The sequence below is a fragment of the Paraburkholderia xenovorans LB400 genome (genome assembly GCF_000013645.1).
GTDB lineage: Bacteria > Pseudomonadota > Gammaproteobacteria > Burkholderiales > Burkholderiaceae > Paraburkholderia > Paraburkholderia xenovorans.
Genome location: NC_007951.1, coordinates 2,358,307 through 2,374,059 on the forward strand (window position 1 = coordinate 2,358,307; position 15,753 = coordinate 2,374,059).

16 protein-coding genes and 1 tRNA gene are annotated in these 15,753 nt (G+C 63.1%); 8 read left to right on the forward strand and 9 right to left on the reverse strand.

Features of this window, described 5'->3' with window-relative positions; genetic code table 11:
• Nucleotides 1-28: 28 nt before the first annotated feature.
• The gene (gene ispF, locus BXE_RS10540) at nucleotides 29-508 is read left to right on the forward strand and encodes a 2-C-methyl-D-erythritol 2,4-cyclodiphosphate synthase (protein WP_011488290.1); all 480 of its coding nucleotides are present in this window, start codon (nucleotides 29-31) and stop codon (nucleotides 506-508) included.
• 58 nt (nucleotides 509-566) lie between these two features.
• Here the strand turns inward: ispF and BXE_RS10545 are convergent, their stop codons facing one another.
• The 4 genes from BXE_RS10545 to ompR all read right to left on the reverse strand — a co-directional run bounded on the left by BXE_RS10545 (nucleotide 567) and on the right by ompR (nucleotide 4,089).
• A complete protein-coding gene (locus tag BXE_RS10545) occupies nucleotides 567-1,091 on the reverse strand; it encodes a carboxymuconolactone decarboxylase family protein (protein WP_011488291.1) in 525 nt (174 codons plus the stop codon).
• 78 nt (nucleotides 1,092-1,169) lie between these two features.
• On the reverse strand, nucleotides 1,170-1,718 hold the full coding sequence (locus tag BXE_RS10550) for a peroxiredoxin (protein WP_007182021.1): 549 nt from the start codon (nucleotides 1,716-1,718) through the stop codon (nucleotides 1,170-1,172).
• Nucleotides 1,719-1,903: 185 nt separating this feature from the next.
• Nucleotides 1,904-3,253 (reverse strand): ATP-binding protein, encoded by a 1,350-nt coding sequence (locus BXE_RS10555; RefSeq protein WP_007182020.1) that lies wholly within the window; start codon nucleotides 3,251-3,253, stop codon nucleotides 1,904-1,906.
• Between the two features lie 101 nt (nucleotides 3,254-3,354).
• Nucleotides 3,355-4,089, reverse strand: coding sequence for an osmolarity response regulator transcription factor OmpR (ompR, locus tag BXE_RS10560; protein ID WP_006048917.1), 735 nt, complete (start codon nucleotides 4,087-4,089; stop codon nucleotides 3,355-3,357).
• Nucleotides 4,090-4,317: 228 nt separating this feature from the next.
• Here ompR and BXE_RS47195 point away from each other — a divergent pair, with 228 nt between their 5' ends.
• The 3 genes from BXE_RS47195 (at nucleotide 4,318) to BXE_RS10570 (ending at nucleotide 7,755) form a co-directional block, all read left to right on the forward strand.
• Nucleotides 4,318-4,638, forward strand: coding sequence for a hypothetical protein (locus BXE_RS47195; RefSeq protein WP_081435512.1), 321 nt, complete (start codon nucleotides 4,318-4,320; stop codon nucleotides 4,636-4,638).
• Nucleotides 4,639-4,818: 180 nt separating this feature from the next.
• Entirely contained in the window at nucleotides 4,819-6,456 is a 1,638-nt protein-coding gene (locus BXE_RS10565) for a DUF1800 domain-containing protein (RefSeq protein ID WP_038456200.1), read from the forward strand.
• A 93-nt stretch (nucleotides 6,457-6,549) separates the two neighbouring features.
• A complete protein-coding gene (locus BXE_RS10570; protein WP_011488294.1) occupies nucleotides 6,550-7,755 on the forward strand; it encodes a DUF1501 domain-containing protein in 1,206 nt (401 codons plus the stop codon).
• A 103-nt stretch (nucleotides 7,756-7,858) separates the two neighbouring features.
• Here the strand turns inward: BXE_RS10570 and BXE_RS10575 are convergent, their stop codons facing one another.
• Complete coding sequence (locus BXE_RS10575; RefSeq protein ID WP_038456197.1) at nucleotides 7,859-8,683, reverse strand: squalene/phytoene synthase family protein; 825 nt, start codon at nucleotides 8,681-8,683, stop codon at nucleotides 7,859-7,861.
• Between the two features lie 220 nt (nucleotides 8,684-8,903).
• On the opposite strand from BXE_RS10575, the gene BXE_RS10580 reads away from it, so the two are divergent.
• Nucleotides 8,904-8,990 (forward strand) — tRNA-Leu (locus BXE_RS10580).
• Nucleotides 8,991-9,087: 97 nt separating this feature from the next.
• Here the strand turns inward: BXE_RS10580 and BXE_RS10585 are convergent.
• Complete coding sequence (locus tag BXE_RS10585; RefSeq protein ID WP_038456194.1) at nucleotides 9,088-9,375, reverse strand: hypothetical protein; 288 nt, start codon at nucleotides 9,373-9,375, stop codon at nucleotides 9,088-9,090.
• 246 nt (nucleotides 9,376-9,621) lie between these two features.
• On the reverse strand, nucleotides 9,622-9,882 hold the full coding sequence (locus BXE_RS45810; RefSeq protein WP_148222939.1) for a hypothetical protein: 261 nt from the start codon (nucleotides 9,880-9,882) through the stop codon (nucleotides 9,622-9,624).
• On the opposite strand from BXE_RS45810, the gene BXE_RS10595 reads away from it, so the two are divergent.
• Entirely contained in the window at nucleotides 9,882-11,351 is a 1,470-nt protein-coding gene (locus BXE_RS10595) for a DUF3999 domain-containing protein (protein WP_011488297.1), read from the forward strand. The two genes, BXE_RS45810 and BXE_RS10595, sit on opposite strands and share 1 nt — an antisense overlap.
• A 27-nt stretch (nucleotides 11,352-11,378) precedes the next feature.
• Here the strand turns inward: BXE_RS10595 and BXE_RS10600 are convergent, their stop codons facing one another.
• Both BXE_RS10600 and BXE_RS10605 read right to left on the reverse strand, forming a co-directional pair.
• Nucleotides 11,379-11,828, reverse strand: coding sequence for a MarR family winged helix-turn-helix transcriptional regulator (locus BXE_RS10600; protein WP_011488298.1), 450 nt, complete (start codon nucleotides 11,826-11,828; stop codon nucleotides 11,379-11,381).
• A gap of 62 nt (nucleotides 11,829-11,890) precedes the next feature.
• The gene (locus BXE_RS10605; RefSeq protein ID WP_011488299.1) at nucleotides 11,891-13,036 is read right to left on the reverse strand and encodes a glycerate kinase; all 1,146 of its coding nucleotides are present in this window, start codon (nucleotides 13,034-13,036) and stop codon (nucleotides 11,891-11,893) included.
• 525 nt (nucleotides 13,037-13,561) lie between these two features.
• On the opposite strand from BXE_RS10605, the gene tig reads away from it, so the two are divergent.
• Both tig and clpP read left to right on the forward strand, forming a co-directional pair.
• Nucleotides 13,562-14,908, forward strand: coding sequence for a trigger factor (tig, locus tag BXE_RS10610; RefSeq protein ID WP_011488301.1), 1,347 nt, complete (start codon nucleotides 13,562-13,564; stop codon nucleotides 14,906-14,908).
• A gap of 189 nt (nucleotides 14,909-15,097) precedes the next feature.
• Nucleotides 15,098-15,751 carry an ATP-dependent Clp endopeptidase proteolytic subunit ClpP gene (clpP, locus tag BXE_RS10615; RefSeq protein WP_007182010.1) on the forward strand — a complete coding sequence of 218 codons (654 nt, stop codon included), beginning with the start codon at nucleotides 15,098-15,100 and terminating at the stop codon, nucleotides 15,749-15,751.
• The last annotated feature ends 2 nt before the right edge of the window (nucleotides 15,752-15,753 follow it).

The window sequence follows — 15,753 nt, forward strand, 5'->3', positions numbered from 1 at the left end:
AATGAGCGGACTTGAGGACTTGACGCATATGGATTTCAGAATTGGGCAAGGGTACGACGTGCATGCGCTGGTGCCGGGACGTCCGTTGATTATCGGCGGCGTGACGATTCCCTATGAGCGCGGTTTGCTCGGCCATTCGGATGCGGACGTGCTGCTGCACGCCATTACCGACGCCCTGTTCGGCGCCGCCGCGATGGGCGACATTGGCCGCCATTTCTCGGATACCGATGCGAAGTTCGCCGGCGCGGATAGCCGGGTTCTGCTGCGCGAATGTTTCGCGCGCGTGACGGCGGCGGGTTTTTCCATCGCCAACGTGGATAGCAGCGTGGTGGCGCAGGCGCCGAAGCTGGCGCCGCATATCGAGGGCATGCGGGCCAATATCGCCGCCGATCTTGGTTTGCCGGTCGAGCGCGTCAATGTCAAAGCCAAGACCAACGAGAAGCTCGGCTATCTCGGCCGTGGTGAAGGTATCGAAGCTCAGGCCGCGGTTCTGCTGATCAGGAACTGAGTGGCTCGACAAACGCGCGCAGCGGCGGGAACGGCATTGCACTGCGCGCATTTCGCGATTATTTGCCTTCCGCGGCGATGCACTGCGCGGTCGCGTTGATCACGGCCGCGATGCGGCCAACGTCGCGCAATTGGGTCGAACTCATACCTTCGGCCACCAGCGTGTCGAAATGTGACTTCACGCAAAAGTGGCATTTGCCGATGATCGACGCCGCCAACGCATACATCTCGAAGCGCCGCTTGTCCACGCCGCCATGCGACGCATAGGCGTTCATGCGCAGTTGCGCCGGCTGCGACTTCAAATCCGCGCTGCCCGTCATTTCGATATACGGATACCAGACGTTGTTCATGCCCATCAGCGCAGCGGCGGTCAGCGCGCCATTGGCTTCTTCCGGGGACAGCACGCCGGCGTTGCGGATCGCGTCGACGATCAGCGTGCTCTTCGCGGCGAATGCCGCGGCTAGCGCCACCCCGACAGCGTCATTTCCTTCGAGCGACGAGCGCGCAATCGTGCCATCCAGATTCAGCCGGATGTCTTTGGCGTAGTCAGGCACAAGCGCCTTAATCGAAGACAGGAATTCCATTGAGATCTCCTATAAGGTTGTCGATAAAAAAGCCCGCTGCCTGTTCAAGCTTAGCGGGCTTTTGACAGACAGCACGGCTTAGAGCGTTGCGCCGCCGACTGCACGGTTGCAAGGGCACAGTTCGTCCGTTTGCAGGCCGTCGAGAATCCGCAGCACTTCTTCCGGATTGCGGCCGACGTTCAGGTTGTTCACCGATACGTGCTGGATCGTATTGTCCGGATCGACGATGAAGGTGGCGCGCAGCGCGACGCCGGCTTCCTTGTCGCGCACGCCCAGCTGGTCGATCAGCTCGCCTTTCACGTCGCCGAACGCGTAGTGGTTCAGCTTGTCCAGGTCCTTGTGCTCACGGCGCCATGCCAGCTTCACGAATTCGTTGTCGACGCTGCCGCCCATCAGCACCGCGTCGCGTTCTTCGAAATCTTTGGCCAGCTTGGCGAACTCGACGATTTCCGTCGGGCACACGAACGTGAAATCCTTCGGGTAGAAATAGATGATCTTCCACTTGCCCGGGAACGACTGCTCCGTGATCTCTTCGAACGCCGAGACGCCGTTTTCCTCGTGATGGTTGAAGCCCGGCTTTGCAGCAGTGACGGTGAACGCTTCGACTTTATCGCCAACGGTTTTCATGCGAATGCTCCTTCGTGTGTTGGAAAAACAGCATGTTGAGGCTACCAGCTCGTCCTGACGAGCGCGTTACGCGTGATTCACTATAACTCTATTAAACTATTAATCCAATAGTTTTTAACTAAATACCGGGATAGTTATTATTCAACGCGACAGGCTGTCGCAGCAGGGCGGTGAGCCGGTTTCGGTCAGACGCCCTTGGCCAGCGGAAATTCGATGGTGACTTCGAGTCCCGGTCCTGGCGTGCGATTGCGCAAGCGCAACGCGCCGCGGTAACGACCCACCAGCCGCTGGACGATGGCCATGCCAAGGCCCGTGCCGTTCGCCTGGGTACGCGCCGAATTCACACGATAGAACGGCCGCGTGACAAGCGCCAGTTGGTCTTCCGGAATGCCGGGCCCTTCGTCGACCACGGACAGTTCGACCCGCGAGTGCGACACGCGCGTTTCGAGGATCACGTGCGGAATGCCGTCGCCGTCGCTCAAGCCATACTTGCGCGCGTTTTCCAGCAGATTGCCGACCACCCGCCGCATGTCGGTCTCGTCCGCCTCGATCACCGCCGACGGCGCGAGCCGCGTAATCAGCCGCATGCTGTCTTCGCTCTGCATGCGCGCGGCCAGTTCTCCTGCGATCACGGAAAGGTCGACAGGTTCCGGCACGCGCTGCACCGGCCGCGCGTAATCGAGAAACCGGCCGATGATCATGTCCATCTGCTCGATGTCGTCGACCATCGCGTCTTTGGTGGCCTGATCCGACGGACTCATTTCGGTCTCGAGACGCAGTCGCGCGAGCGGGGTGCGCAGATCGTGCGAGATGCCCGCGAGCATCAGCGCGCGGTCGGCCTCGAGCTGTTCGAGGTCCTGCACCATCTGGTTGAAACTGCGATTGGTTTCCGCGGCCACGCCCATGCCGCGCTCGGGCAGCGGCTCCGGCGACTGCCCCGAGCCGACTTTGCGCGCGGCCATAGCAAGACGCGCGAACGGACGGTTCACCAGACTCGTGATGAACGCCGCGCCGAACAGCGAGAGCGCCAGCGCGAACACGCCCCAGCCGGCCCATTGCAAACCGGTGGCGTTGTCGAGTTGATCGCGGTCGAGCGCGACCCAGTAGTCGTCGTCGTCGATCTTGAAGCTGATCCACACGCCGGGGATGTCGTTCACGCTCTGCGCAATTACGGTGTCGTCGCCGAGGCGGCCGCGAATGTCGTGTTCGATCAGCCGGTTCAGCGATTCGTCGGGTTGCAGTTTGTACTTGTCGGTGGTTTCGCGCGGGTACACGCGCACCCCTTCATTGCTTTCCAGATCCTGCAGCAGTGCGCGCCGCAGGTCGGGATCGGAATAGAGGAGTGCGGTACGCGTGAGCTTGACGATGGCGACGAGCTGCAACGCCACGCGCTGCGCGCGCGGCTCGCGTTCGATCACCCGAAAGCTCTGGAACCACGCGGCGAGACTGACTGCGATCAACAGCGCGATCAACAGAAAGGTCCGCCAGAAAAGGCCGCCGAACGCGAGCGTCAGGAGGCGCCGGTCGATCCGCATGGGCCCTTCTTATCTGAAATCAAAGCAGGCAATGGCTTTGCATCGGACCAGAGTAAGCGCTGAAGCGCCAACTCTGATCGACACTCGAGGCGAGAACAAACTCAGGCTGCACCGTCGGGGATGAACACGTAGCCCAGACCCCACACCGTCTGGATGAAACGCGGGCTGCCCGGATCCGGCTCGATCAGCTTGCGCAGACGCGAAATCTGCACGTCGAGACTGCGGTCGAACACTTCGTACTCACGGCCGCGCGCGAGCTCCATGAGCTTTTCACGCGACAGCGGCTGGCGCGGATGACGTGCGAACACCTTGAGCACCGAGAACTCGCCCGTAGTGAGCGGAATTTCCTGGCCGGCCTTGGTGAGTGTCCGGGTGGCGAGATTCAGCGCGAACTCGCCGAACTCGAATACCTCGGTTGTTTCGGACGGTGCGCCCGGCAACTCCGAAGGGGACTGGCGGCGCAGCACCGCGTGGATTCGCGCAACCAGTTCGCGCGGATTGAACGGCTTGGGCAGATAGTCGTCAGCGCCCATTTCGAGGCCGACGATACGATCGACGTCTTCACCCTTGGCCGTCAGCATGATGATCGGTGTACGGTCGTTGCTGCCGCGCAGGCGGCGGCAGATCGACAGGCCGTCTTCGCCGGGCAGCATCAGATCGAGCACCAGCAGATCGAAGCGCTCACGCACCCAGAGTTTGTTCATGGAGGGTGCATTTTCGGCGACATAGACATTGAAGCCCTGTTCACCGAGGTAGCGGCGCAGCAGATCGCGCAGGCGCGGATCGTCGTCGACGACGAGGATTTTCGAAGGGTTTTTGGTTTCCATGGTCGGCATCTTAGCGCGATTAGAAAGGGGTGCGCGTTTGCATCGTTTACTGGGTTACAGTCAGTTACAAAATTTACCCGCACTGTGGCACGGCGTAAAGCGGGGGCAGGTAGACTCCTTTACTGAATGCGGCTGTTCGGTGGATACTCACTCGAATAAAACTCTCGTACCCGGCCCGTTACCGGGGTTTGTATACGCATTTGAGGTAGCCGGTTGCCGCGCCACGAAGGGAACAACATGAAGGGAGGGGTTTGGCCGAATGTGCGCCTAAGCGTTATTGCACTGGCGGTTGCCGGTACGCTTGCAGGCTCACTGGGACCAACGCTCGCCCATGCCCAGCCTTCCGCCGACAGAGCTGCGAGCGAGCATGCGCCGAGGCCGGGCAAGCCGAAACGCCGCGACCCGGCTCCCGAACGTCCCGCATCAGACGCAATCTTGCGCACCGCAGTTCCCCCCGATCTCGATCAACGCCGTCGTGATGGCCATATGACGCCCGACGAACGGCGCCTGTTACGGCAGCACATTGAAGACGCCGTCCGCGAACTCTACAAGCGGTAGCCATTTTCGTGCCCGCCCCGGCACGTGTTCCGCGTCTGTGCCCTGTGCGTGAAAGAATTCGTTGCACTTCCAGGGGCAACCTCCCGTCCCGTCTGCCGTTGAATATCAATGCGAAACGCGTTGTGCACGCGTGGCACGCCCAAATGCCTGTTCCATGACTCCCGTCAATTCGGATCACCGATGATGAGATTGCTCACACGTGGTAATTGCCGCCGCCGGTTCGCAGTATCGGCCATTGCTCTGGCGGTCGTGACGATCGGTCTGCCGGCCGCCGCGATGCAGTCGGGCGCACTGCATGTCAGGCACAACAGACACCATGCGCTGCCCGCTGACGGAAGCGCGGCTTCAGAGGGCGAACAGCGCCTTCTCGATGCAGACGACGCGCGCTTTTTCCTGACCCGCATCGGCTTCGCGCCGGATAGCGGCGAGCTCGCCCAATACACCGGACTCACGCGTGAGCAGGCTGTCGACAAAGTACTCGCGAGTGCACGCACCGAGGCGGTTACGCCGTTACCCGACTGGGTCCTCGAACCGATTCCGACACGCCAGACGCGCAAGGCCTGGACCGACGATCAGCGTCGCGAAGCGCAGCGATTGCGCGGACAGCGCTACGAGTCATTGCGCGGGTGGTGGGTGCGCGAGATGCTGGTTACGCCGTCGCCGCTCACCGAGCGCATGACGCTGTTCTGGCATAACCATTTCACCTCGGGTCAGGACAAGGTGCAGTACCCGCAGCAGATGGCGCAGCAGAACATGCTGCTGCGCCGGGACGCGCTCGGCAACTTCGGCGAGCTCCTGCACGACATCGCGAAAGATCCCGCCATGCTGCAATACCTCGATGGCGCGAGCAATCGAAAGGGCAAGCCCAACGAAAATTTCGCCCGTGAGGTGATGGAACTGTTCACGCTTGGCGAAGGGCATTACACCCAGCGTGATGTGGCGGAGGCCGCGCGTGCCTACACCGGATGGAGTCTCGACCCGGACACGCAGGCCTACGTATGGCGGCCCAACCAGCATGACGACGGCGAGAAGACGGTGTTTGGTGAGAGCGGGCCGTTCAACGGCGATCAGGTGCTCGATATCCTGCTCGCGCGGCCGGAAACCGCCAGCTTCGTGACTACCGGATTGTGGCGCGAATTCGTCTCGGATACGCCGGACCCGTCGAGCATCGCGCCGATCGCGGCGCGGTTCCGCGCGAGCCACTACGATATCAAGGTCGCGTTGCGCGGCATTTTCCTAAGCGACGCATTCTGGGACGACGGCGATCGCGGCGTCCTCGTAAAGTCGCCGGCCGAGTTCGTGGTCGGCACGCTGCGCGCGTTCGACATCGGCTACGACAACACCGCGCCGTTCGCCTCGCAAATCCGCACGCTCGGCGAGAATCTGTTTTATCCGCCGAACGTCAAAGGGTGGCCCGGCGGTACGACATGGATCAACAGTTCCACGCTGCTCGCCCGCAAGCAATTCGTCGAGCAGCTGTTCCGCGCGACCGAGGCTGCCGGTCCACGGCGCACGGCGACTCCGGCGAACGCGAGGATCGCCGCAAGCGGCACGTCGCCCGACATGCAGACGGGCGCGCCGCTGCAACGCGCAATCGCCCATGCGGGTCAAGGCGGCAAAGGTGGCGTACGCTTCGACATTGGCGCATGGCTCGCGCACTACAACACCGCGCCCACGGCAAGGCCCGGATTGTCGGCCGAGTTGCAGATGCAGCACGCGGTCTTGCCGCTCACGCCGGTGGACGCGATCGAAACCGATTCGACCGCGGGCGCCTACCTGGAAGCGTTGTTGATGGACCCGGCTTATCAACTGAAGTGAGCAGCCGGATCAAGCACGCGTCAACGCGGCGCAAATGAACCTGACTGTGGACAGCGTCACGATTCGCGCCGTGACAATCGAACGAGGTGCAGCATGAAACGACGCAGCTTTCTCTCGATGTGGGCCGCTTCGGGCGCCACACTCTGGCTGCCGCGCGTATTCGGCGCGCAGGCAGCGGCGGTGGGCACGTCTTCGGCGCCGGGCTACGAGAACCTGCTGATCCTCATCGAACTGAAGGGTGGCAACGACGGTTTGAATACCGTGATTCCGTTTGCCGATCCTGCGTACTATCAGTTGCGCAAGAACATCGGCATCAAACGCGAGCAGGCGATTCAACTCGACGAGCGCACGGCGCTGCATCCGTCCTTGCAGGCGCTGATGCCGCTGTGGCGCGACCGGCAACTGGCGATCGTGCAGGGCGTGAGCTATACGCAACCGAACCTGTCGCATTTCCGTTCGATCGAGATCTGGGATACCGCGTCGCGTTCGGACCAGTATCTGCGCGAAGGATGGCTCACGCGCGCGTTCGCACAGGCGCCGGTTCCCGACGGGTTTGCCGCCGATGGCGTGGTGATCGGCAGCGCCGAGATGGGGCCGCTCGCGAACGGCGCGCGGGCGATCGCGCTGGTCAATCCGGCGCAGTTCGTAGCCGCTTCGCGGCTCGCGATGCCGGTATCGCTGCACGAACGCAATCCCGAGCTGGCGCATATTCTCGACGTGGAAAACGACATTGTGAAAGCCGCGGAGCGGCTGCGTCCCACGCAAGGCCAGGTTCAGCTGAAAACCGTGTTTCCGGGCGGGGCCTTCGGCAGTTCGATCAAAGCGGCGATGCAGGTGCTGGCGGCCGGTGACGCGCCGAAGAACAGTCACGGCGTGGCGGTGATCCGCCTGACGCTGAACGGATTCGACACGCATCAGAATCAGCCGGGACAGCAGGCGGTGCTGCTCGGACAACTGGCCGAAGGCATGGCGTCGATGAAGTCGGCGCTCGTCGAACTCGGCCGCTGGAACGAAACGCTGGTGATGACCTACGCCGAGTTTGGCCGGCGCCCGCGTGAGAACCAGAGCAACGGTACCGATCATGGCACCGCGGCGCCACATTTCTTCATGGGCGGGCGCGTGCGCGGTGGTTTGTACGGCGTGCCGCCGGTGCTGGCGCGGCTCGACGGCAATGGCAACTTGCCGGTGGGCGTCGACTTCCGCCAGCTTTACGCAACGGTGCTCGGGCCATGGTGGGGACTCGACGCGCCGGCGATCCTCCAGCAGCGGTTCGAACCGCTGCCGTTGTTACGCGTTTAACGGCACGCGTGGCTACGCCATTTAACAACCTTGAAACAACGTTAACGACGCGTTTAACGACGCGCGCCAAACGCGACTGGCGTGACGCGGACGGCCCGTCCGGTCATTTCGCCCGCCACGCAATCCAGAGTTTGCGAATCGGCGTCAACGCAATGCGTTGATGCAGAACGTGATAGCCGTCGCGTTCGATTTCATCCAGCAGCGCCGACGCCAACGCAGCCTGCGCGACGAGCGTGCGCTGCGTGCGGCGCTCGCTGCCGGGCACGGCGCCTAGCGCGCTCTGCAACGCATCGCGGGCGCGCTTCGTCTCGAAGCGCATCAGTTCGGTGAATGCCTCGGTGTATTTTCGATTGATCAGATCCGCGGCGGTCACATTGAAGCGCTGCATTTCATCGATCGGAATGTAGATGCGGCCGTGGCGCGCGTCATGGCCCGTTTCGACCACGAATTGCGCAAGCATCAGCGCCTCGCCGAGCGGTGCGGACCAGTTCGACGCCTGCGCGGCATCTTTCGCCGTGGCGCGCGCGACCAGCGACGCGAACGTGCCGCCCACGCCCTGCACGTAGCGACGCAGATTCGGGTAGTCGAGGTAACGGGCCTGGTCGAGGTCCATTTCGAAACCGGCGAGCAACGTTTGCAGCGCCGGATACTCGGTCTTCACGTCGGGCAGATACGCCGCCAGCGCCTTGGACACCGGATGCGACGGCGAGTCCGAAGCCAGCGCGGCGATTTCGTTTTGCCACCACGCGAGTTTCGTCCGGCCAATGGTCGGATCGCTGGTTTCCTTGACCGTTTCCTCGAACTCCCGGCGCAGCGCGAACAGCGCGGTCAGTAGCGGCTGGCTGGCGGCAGGCGCCTGCCGAAGCGCATAGTAAGTGCTCGATCCGGGCGGCGCCGCTTTCTGCTGGCAATATTCTTCGAAATTCACGGGAATGGGAATGTGGGGAAGGGCAGGCAAAGAGGGAGCACGTCATACGTGCATCAAGCCAAAAATTGTAGCATCGGCGTCGCTTCGACAGATGCCAGGCAGGTGCAGACAAGCGCGAATCAATCGGTTAGAATCTCGCGCTTACGCTTTCGGGCGCGTGTTTGCGACGCGGCCGACAGTATGCAGGACAACGGGCGGACGCATCGCGTATTGCCCGGCTGCGAGGGTGGCGAAATTGGTAGACGCACCAGGTTTAGGTCCTGACGCCCGCAAGGGTGTAGGGGTTCGAGTCCCCTCCCTCGCACCATCTATTCGTAGTGAAGAACCCCGTCAAGTCTTTGGACTGACGGGGTTTTTTGCTTTTTCGGCGTTCCTGTTCACGCGGTCCGGCCGCGCTCAGGCGTTCAGGCGTCCGGCGTCTGCGAGGCTGCCTGTGTACCGGGCAGGTCCGCTTGAGCGGCGCCTTCGAGAAAACGACGGGTCGATTCGAACGCCTGCAGCATCTGATCGGGCCACGGCGTTTGCAGCATGACTGCCTGATGGTTTTCGAATGCCGACGACAACAGCTTCGCCAGCTCAGGCGAGCGCAGATGGCGCAGCAGTACGCTCACCGCGATCGCTGTGGCCTGGCTCGCGCCGGCCGTCTGGAGTTCCGAAGCGGTGAGGGCCGCGACCTGTTTGTTGATGTCCACTGCAACTTCCTGGATGAAATGTGGGGGATTGGAGGCTCGATGGCCAGTGCCGAATTTTGACATGGTTGGCGGCTTGCCGCGAGCGCCTGCTGGTACGAGGCTATCTCGAACGAGGCCATCTCAAAGGCACGGTTCGGCGCGACCGGATTCATCTGCTTGAACGCAATGCCGTTGCGCACGCGGCATCATTGGACCGGCGTCGCGTATGAACTCGATACCATGTCACACTCCGTGCGCGTGCAGGCGTCAATATCGGTATTCTGGACAGCGCGCGCGCCCGGCATGATGATGAACAAACTGATGAGCCATGCCTCGGGCGAACTGAATGTCCTGCTTCATCGGCACCGCGCCGCTGGCGGTGAGCGTGGCCAGTTGTTCCTGTTCGATCTCTCCCACGCGAGCTGGGATCGGGTGGATCGTATCGTTTACCGGCATCGGGTTGATGTAGCTGCTGATCGGCCACTCTCGCCGTTGCCGCCCAAGGCTTGAGTCCTGGAAATTGAGCAATGAAGCGTGTCTTTACCCTGACCGGCTGGTGTTTTGCGATCGTGGCGGCATGGATTTGCGCGCCGGCGCTCGCGGCCGATGATTTCGCACAGCGTTTTACGCTTCAACTCGACGAGGGCGCCGCGTATTACAGCGTGACGTTGCCGGCGGCCGTCTATGCGGCGAGCCAGCGCGGCGATCTCGGCGACGTGCGCATTTTCAACGGTGCGGGCGAATCGCTGCCGTACGCGCTCAGTGTGCCGCGCGAGCCCGCTCGCACACCGCCCACGCTGCGTCCGGTGCACTGGTTCCCGGTGCCACCCGCAGCCGCCAAAAGTTCCGGCGCGCCGCCCGGCGTTTCGATCGCCGGCGACGGTTCGTTGTACGCGACCTCGGCGCCGCCGGCCCGCGCGCAACACGACACGGACCTTATCGATATCGGCAAGGTGTCGCAAACGAGTCACGTCAGCGCGTTGCTCGTGCACCTGCGCGACGACAATTACCAGGGGCGTGTGAGCGTCGAAGCCAGCGACGATCTGCGTCACTGGCAACCCGCGGGCGACGCGCAACTCCTCAAGGTCAGCTATAACGGCAGCACGCTGAGCCAGGACCGGATCGAACTGGACGGCATGCATGCGCGTTACCTGCGCTTGCGCTGGCTCGACGGCGCGCCGTATGTCGACTCGCTGGACATGGAGATCCAGGCCGTTGCCGCCGAGCCGGCCCAACGCGCGGACCGGACGTGGCGCGACGGTATCGTCGCCCATGCGGGACTGAAACCGGGCGAGTATTTCTTCAGCACCGGCGGCGCGTATCCCGTCGACCGGTTGCGGCTGAATCTGCCTCAGCCGAATACGGTGGCGCCGGCTGTCGTCTATTCGCGTACGGGGCTGGAGGCGCCGTGGCGCGAAGTCGCGGGCGCGATGCTGTTCCGGCTGCACAACGGCGCGGTTGAGCAGAGCAATTCTTCGCTCGAATTGACGCCCGACACGGATCGTCAATGGCGCGTGGTGGTCGACACGCGCAACGGTGGACTGGGCGCCGGAAGCTTGACCGTTGCCGCGGGCTGGCGTCCGGCAACGCTGACGTTCGTCGCACGCGGTGCGGCGCCGTTCACTTTGGCGGTGGGGAATGCGGCGACGGCATCGGCGGCGGTGAGCCGGGACAATCTGTTGATCGGCGCTTCAGCGGTGGCCGCGACGGCGCGCCTGGGTGAGGCGTTGTCCGCCGAGCAGGCCGCGAGTGCGCAGGCCGCGAGTCGCGGCCCGGATGCCATGCGCCGGTACTGGCTGTGGGCGGCGCTGCTGCTGGCCGTTGGTTCGCTCGGGGCGATTGCCTGGCGGCTCGCACGTCGTGCCCAGCCTCCTGCGGGTGCTGCGTCAGGCGCTGCGGGCAGCGGGTCGGCAGTGTCCGGGATAGCAGGCGCAACAAGCGCGACCACTAACAGTCCCGGTGCGGCCGACGCCAACGGTCAAGGCGGCAACGGCTGAACCCGGCGGCCGAATACGGCGTGCAGGTCACTCCTCGCGCGCCGTCATCGTGCCGATGATCTTGTCGAGCGCGAGCCCGAAGGCCAGTTGCTCCTGTTCGTCGAGACAATCGAACATGTCGCCGTTCCACTTGCGCGCGATCGGCATTACCTTGCGATACAGCGCGCGGCCCTCCGCAGTGAGCGAGACCAGCACGACGCGGCCGTCTTCGGCGCTTGCCTCGCGCTTCACGAGCCCTTGCCTGATCAACGCTTCGGCGGCGCGGCTTGCCTGGCTTTTGTCGAGATTGGCATGCCTTGCCAGTTCCATGATCGAGAATGGCCCGAACGATCCCACCGACGCAATCACCCGGGCCTCGGGCAAGGTTACGCCGAGCTTGTCCTGATAGCGTTCGCTGATGCCGCGCTCGGCGAGTTTGTTGAGAACATGCAGACGGTACGTGAGGAATTGTTCGAGCCCGGCTTTGGGTGCCTTCATGGTCTTCCCGTAGAGAGTGAGCGGTCGCGGCGCTGTGATTGTTGCCGCAACCGTTCCGCCGGTCAACGCGTGCCGTACTTCAGGCGCGTCAACTGTTCGGCTTCGTCCGCCAGCAGGCGCGCCGCGTCGCGAATCGCGACCTCGAGCGTGATCGGCCCGGGCGCCGGCGAGAAGCAGCCGCTGAAATATTCGGCGAGGCGCGGCAAGGCGGCGGAGTCGACTGCGCCCGAGAGCAGCGTGGCCGGCACGCCCGCTGCCTGCGCGTGACGGCAGGCGATGAAGGGCGCCTTGCCATGCAGCGTTTGCACGTCCGACCGGCCTTCGCCGGTGATCAGCCAGTTCGCGCCTTCGAGCGCGGCGTCCAGACCGATTTGCCGTGCGACGGTTTCCGCACCCGGTTCGAACTGCGCGCCGAGCATGTGCAGCGCGAAGCCGAGGCCGCCGGCCGCGCCCGCGCCGGGCTGCTCGCGCGCGGTGCGGCCGAGCGACGGCTCGAGCAGATCGGCAAAGCGGGCGAGCGCCGCGTCGAGCGAGGCAAGCTGCTCAGGTTTCACGCCCTTTTGCGGACCGAACACCGCGGTTGCGCCGTGAGCGCCGGTGAGCGGATTGTCGACGTCCGACATGCCGACGAACTGCGTGTCCGCGAGGCGCGCGTCGAGTTGCGACACGTCTACCCGGGCGAGATGCGCGAGTTGTTCGGGCGTGGCGTCGAGTTCCTTGTCCTGCGCGTCGAACAGCTTGAGGCCCAAGCCGGCCAATAGGCCCGCGCCGCCGTCGTTCGTGCTGCTGCCGCCCAGCGCGACGAAAAAGCGCCGCACGCCAGCGTCCATCAGCGTGCGGATCGCTTCGCCCATGCCGCGTGTGCTGCGCGCCTCGACGGGCACACTCATTCCCACCGGGTCCGTAATGCCGACGATCTCCGCCGTTTCGATGATCGCGCTGCCGTCGGCAAGGAGCCCGGTGAGCGCTTCACGCACTGGACCGGCCGCGCCGCGCACGCTTAGCTTGCGGCGTTCGCCGCCGCTCGTGAGCATGGCGTCGAGCGTGCCTTCGCCGCCGTCGGCCATCGGGCAGATGCGCACACTCGCATCGGGACGGGCGCGCTGGATGCCCGCCGCGATCGCTTGCGCGACCTGTTCCGCGCTAAGCGAGCCTTTGAAGGAATCTGGAGCGATGACGACGACGGGCGAGGACGGCGAATTCGGCATGGTGTCTCTGAATGGTTGGAGTCGTTGCGAGGGCCGGTGAAACGACGGGATGCGGGCGCAGCCCCGAGCGCGTCCATTAGCTTATCAGCATGGGCGCGCCGACTGAATATGTCGAATGGCATAGCGGGCATGGTTGGGGCGCGTGTGCTTTGCGGCGGAGGATGATCGGGGGGAGGCGGGCGCAAAGCGTTCGGACTCTATGCGTGAGCAGGCTGCGCGGCCGCAGTGGGATGGTCCCGATTGCGCGGGAGAAGGGCGGAAACAGCGCCGAAACAGCTTGGAAAGCGCCTGGAATCCGGTCAAAACCGCGAGAAAAACGCGCGCGTTCATCGAATCCCGGCTAGCCGCGCAAATAGTTTGCTAAAATATTCGGCTCTTTGGACCCAACCGTGCTGCCGGTGGCCTGCAAGCCCGCGGCGCAGGCGCGCAATCGATGCTAAAGACGTGGTCGCGACATCGCGCAACATCGAAGCGGCACGGAGAAGATAACTGATTCGCTCGAATAATTTTAGGACGATTGAAGCCATGGCTAACGTTGTTGAAAACCTCGGCAAGCTCGAACGCCGCGTCACGATTTCCCTGCCGAAGGACGCCGTGCAGAAGGAAGTGGATTCGCGTATCCGTCAACTCGCGAAGAACGTGCGCATGCCGGGTTTCCGCCCGGGCAAGGTGCCGCTCAAGATGGTGACGCAACAGTATTCGGGTCAGGTGGAAGCCGAAGTGCTGAGCGACAAGGTCGGCAAGGAATTCTTCGACATCAGCCGCGCCGAAAACCTGCGCGTCGCCGGTCAGCCGAGCTTCGCGCCGAAGACCGATGCCACTGAAGGCGACTACGCGTTCGACGCAACGTTCGAGGTGTATCCGGAAGTGAAGCTGGGCGACGTCGCCACGGCAGAGATCGAGCGCACCACGACCACCATCAGCGAAGCGGAAATCGACCGTACGCTGGACATCCTGCGCAAGCAGCGCGTGCACTTCCATGCTCGCGGCGAAGCCGGCGAGCACGGTGACGGCGGCGGCGACACGGCAGCGAAAGAAGGCGATCGCGTGACGGTCGACTTCGTCGGCAAGATCGAAGGTGAAGTGTTCCAGGGCGGCAGCGCAGACGACTTCGCGTTCGTGCTGGGCGAGGGCCGCATGTTGCCGGAATTCGAGAAGGCGGCCACGGGCCTGAAGGTCGGCGAGTCGAAGGAATTCGATCTGGCATTCCCCGAGGACTACCACGGCAAGGAAGTCGCCGGCAAGACCGCGCAATTCACGATCACGATGAAGAAGATCGAGTGGCCGCACCTGCCGGAAATCGACGCGGAATTCGCGAAGTCGCTCGGCATCGAAGACGGTGATCTGACCAAGATGCGCGCTGAGATCAAAGACAATCTCGAACGCGAAGCCAAGCGCCGCACGCAGGCCATCGTCAAGAACCAGGTGATGGACGCGCTCCTGAAGATTTCCGAACTGGACGTGCCGAATGCGCTGATCGAACAGGACCAGGAACGCCTCGTTGCGATGGCGCGTCAGGATCTGGAGCAGCGCGGCGTGCCGAACGCCAAAGACGCACCGATCCCGGCCGCCATGTTCAAGGAACAGGCTGAGCGCCGCGTCAAGCTGGGCCTCGTGCTGGCCGAACTGGTAAAGGCCAATGAGTTGCAGGCGAAGCCGGAGCAGATTCGTGCCGAAGTGGACGAATTCGCGAAAAGCTATGAAGACCCGAAGGAAGTCGTCCGCTGGTATTATTCCAATCAGCAGCGCCTTGCCGAAATGGAAGCCTACGTCGTTGAAGCCAACGTCGTCGAATTCGTGCTCAGCAAGGCCAAGGTGACGGACAAGGAAGTAAGCTTCGAAGAACTGGCAAGCGCAACGGCGCAAGCATAAGCGTTGCTGCAACGGCGTGCCGGCTGTCGGAGCGACGGCCCGCACGCCGTTTTTTCGTGCTGTGAAAGTGTGTCGCATGTGCATGGTGTTGCGCACACGCCCGCACTGGTCGCGCACTTGAATACGGGGCCGTCGACCATACCTGTCTAGCATGTAATATTTAGAATATTTCAGACAAGGATCCATTGCATGACCTTTCGCGCTCAAATGCTGGACACGTTGACCTCCCAGTCGTCGCGGGATCTCGAAGCGCAGGCGCTCGGACTTGTGCCGATCGTCGTGGAAACGAGCGGCCGGGGTGAGCGCTCGTATGACATCTATTCGCGTCTGCTGAAGGAGCGCATCGTGTTCCTGGTCGGCGAAGTGAACGACCAGACGGCCAATCTCGTTGTCGCGCAGATGCTGTTTCTCGAAAGCGAGAATCCGGACAAGGACATCAGCTTCTACATCAACAGCCCGGGCGGCTCGGTGTCCGCCGGCATGGCGATTTACGATACGATGCAGTTCATCAAGCCGGACGTTTCCACGCTGTGCATGGGCCTCGCGGCCAGCATGGGCGCGTTCCTGCTGGCAGCCGGCGCGAAGGGCAAGCGTTTTGCTCTGCCGAACTCGCGGGTGATGATTCATCAGCCGCTCGGCGGCGCGCGTGGTCAGGCGTCGGACATCGAAATTCAGGCGCGCGAAATCCTGTATTTGAAGGAACGGCTGAATCATCTGCTCGCGCATCACACGGGTCAACCGGTCGAGCGTATCGCGCGCGACACAGACCGCGACAATTTCATGTCCGGCGACGACGCGCAAGCTTACGGTCTGGTTGACCAGGTGGCGCACAAGCGTCCTTGATC

What these genes read in the sequence shown, in the direction of transcription:
- ispF (WP_011488290.1), top strand. Translation starts at nt 29, where the DNA reads ATGGATTTCAGAATTGGGCAAGGGTACGACGTGCATGCGCTGGTGCCG.
- BXE_RS10545 (WP_011488291.1), bottom strand. Translation starts at nt 1,091, where the DNA reads ATGGAATTCCTGTCTTCGATTAAGGCGCTTGTGCCTGACTACGCCAAA.
- BXE_RS10550 (WP_007182021.1), bottom strand. Translation starts at nt 1,718, where the DNA reads ATGAAAACCGTTGGCGATAAAGTCGAAGCGTTCACCGTCACTGCTGCA.
- BXE_RS10555 (WP_007182020.1), bottom strand. Translation starts at nt 3,253, where the DNA reads ATGCGGATCGACCGGCGCCTCCTGACGCTCGCGTTCGGCGGCCTTTTC.
- ompR (WP_006048917.1), bottom strand. Translation starts at nt 4,089, where the DNA reads ATGCCGACCATGGAAACCAAAAACCCTTCGAAAATCCTCGTCGTCGAC.
- BXE_RS47195 (WP_081435512.1), top strand. Translation starts at nt 4,318, where the DNA reads ATGAAGGGAGGGGTTTGGCCGAATGTGCGCCTAAGCGTTATTGCACTG.
- BXE_RS10565 (WP_038456200.1), top strand. Translation starts at nt 4,819, where the DNA reads ATGATGAGATTGCTCACACGTGGTAATTGCCGCCGCCGGTTCGCAGTA.
- BXE_RS10570 (WP_011488294.1), top strand. Translation starts at nt 6,550, where the DNA reads ATGAAACGACGCAGCTTTCTCTCGATGTGGGCCGCTTCGGGCGCCACA.
- BXE_RS10595 (WP_011488297.1), top strand. Translation starts at nt 9,882, where the DNA reads ATGAAGCGTGTCTTTACCCTGACCGGCTGGTGTTTTGCGATCGTGGCG.
- BXE_RS10600 (WP_011488298.1), bottom strand. Translation starts at nt 11,828, where the DNA reads ATGAAGGCACCCAAAGCCGGGCTCGAACAATTCCTCACGTACCGTCTG.
- BXE_RS10605 (WP_011488299.1), bottom strand. Translation starts at nt 13,036, where the DNA reads ATGCCGAATTCGCCGTCCTCGCCCGTCGTCGTCATCGCTCCAGATTCC.
- tig (WP_011488301.1), top strand. Translation starts at nt 13,562, where the DNA reads ATGGCTAACGTTGTTGAAAACCTCGGCAAGCTCGAACGCCGCGTCACG.
- clpP (WP_007182010.1), top strand. Translation starts at nt 15,098, where the DNA reads ATGACCTTTCGCGCTCAAATGCTGGACACGTTGACCTCCCAGTCGTCG.